We start from the raw sequence: 1,502 nt of genomic DNA on the forward strand, positions 1-1,502 counted from the left end.
TTGTCGGCGAAAGCGCCCGACAGCGCGCCCAGGTTGAGCGATTCGCCGTTGATCATGCCGCTCAAGGTGCCGCCGGTAATGCTTGCCGCCAGCGTGCCGTCGTAGACCTTGCTGCCGGCCGCCGCGCCGGTCACCGTCAACGCTTTTGGCGTGATGCTGGCCAACACGGTGGTATCGGCGAGCGTGTAGTTGGACGCCAGCCCACCACCGCCGCCATTGCCCAGGGTGGTGTGGACGGTGACCGTCTTGTTATTGCCGGCGTTCTTGTCGGCAAACGCGGCCGTAGGGCCTGATGCCAGCGTTTCGCCGCTGATCAGGCCGGCGGTGATGCTGCCGTTGTTGATGGCGGCCGTCGCGTTGCCATCGTACTCTTTGTTATCCACCGCCAGGTTAGTCCAGGTCAGCGTCTTGGCCGTGATGGTGCCGGTAACGTCGGTCGGCGCGGTCACCGTATAGTTGCTGGCCAGACCGCTGCCATCGGCGAGCACACCGGCCGTCACCGTCACTGCCTTGCCCGCGCCGGCGTTCTTGTCGGCATACGCACCGGCCGACGTGCCCAGGCTCAACGTTTCGCCGCCGATCAGGCCAGTCAAGGAGCCGCCGGTCATGGTGGCGGCGGTGCCGCCGTCATATTGCCGGGTAGTGGCGGCCATGCCGGAAACGGTCAATGCTTTCGGCGTGATGGTGCCCGTCATTGCGTTGGCTGTCACGGCATAGTTGCCGCTGGCGCTGCCGGTGACGATGGCCGTCACGGTCTTGCCGCTGCCGGCGTCCTTGGTGTCGAAGGTACCCGTGGCGAACGCGACGTTGCCGTTGTCCTGCGACAGCAGGCCGACCAGCGAGCCGCCGGAGAGCGTGGCGGCCGTGGTGCCATCATAGGTGCGCGTGTCCACCGTCGCGCCGCTCAGGGTCACACCCAGCTTGTTGATGGTCAGGGTGGCCGCGTTGGAATTGATGGCATACCCGCGCTGGCCGGAATACAGGCCGCCGGCCGTAATGGCATAGGTGCCGGCGTTGACGGCGCTGCCCGCCGCGCCGTAGTTCAGGGTGCCTGACAGCACGGCATTCGGGTTCGAGAAGGTGGCGCCAAGCGCCGCCCAGTTACTGGTGCCGTCATAAGTCTTGCTGGCGTTCGAGGCAAACGTCACCTGCAGCGGCGTCATGAAGGCGCGCAGCAAGGGGTAGGTATTGCTGTCGTAGACGATCCACGTGCTGGACAGGTCCCAGGCCGCCGCAGTGTAGCTGGCCGTCGATTTCATGGCCGTGGTGCTCAAGCCCGTGCCGGCGGCGCTGGTGTTTATGCTGCTGGTGGTGAGGTCCCAGAAGTTGCCGCTGTCGCTGCCGCCACTGGCGCCCGCCAGGCCGCCCGTATTGCTGCTTCCCGTGACCGCGCCGGTGGCGTAGTTATTGGTCAAGGCGCCGGAGTTGACGCCAACCAGGCCGCCCACCGTGTTGGTGCCGGTCACGGCGCCCGAGGCGTAGCTGTTGCTGACAGTGCCGCT

1 protein-coding gene is annotated in these 1,502 nt (G+C 66.3%); it reads right to left on the reverse strand.

Annotated features, from left to right (window positions below):
• Positions 1-1,502: S-layer family protein (locus tag CD932_RS29110; RefSeq protein ID WP_254926799.1), on the reverse strand; the 1,502-nt coding region annotated here is incomplete at both ends.

This window comes from Janthinobacterium sp. PC23-8 (assembly GCF_002250505.1).
In the GTDB taxonomy this organism is placed as follows: Bacteria; Pseudomonadota; Gammaproteobacteria; order Burkholderiales; family Burkholderiaceae_D; genus Janthinobacterium.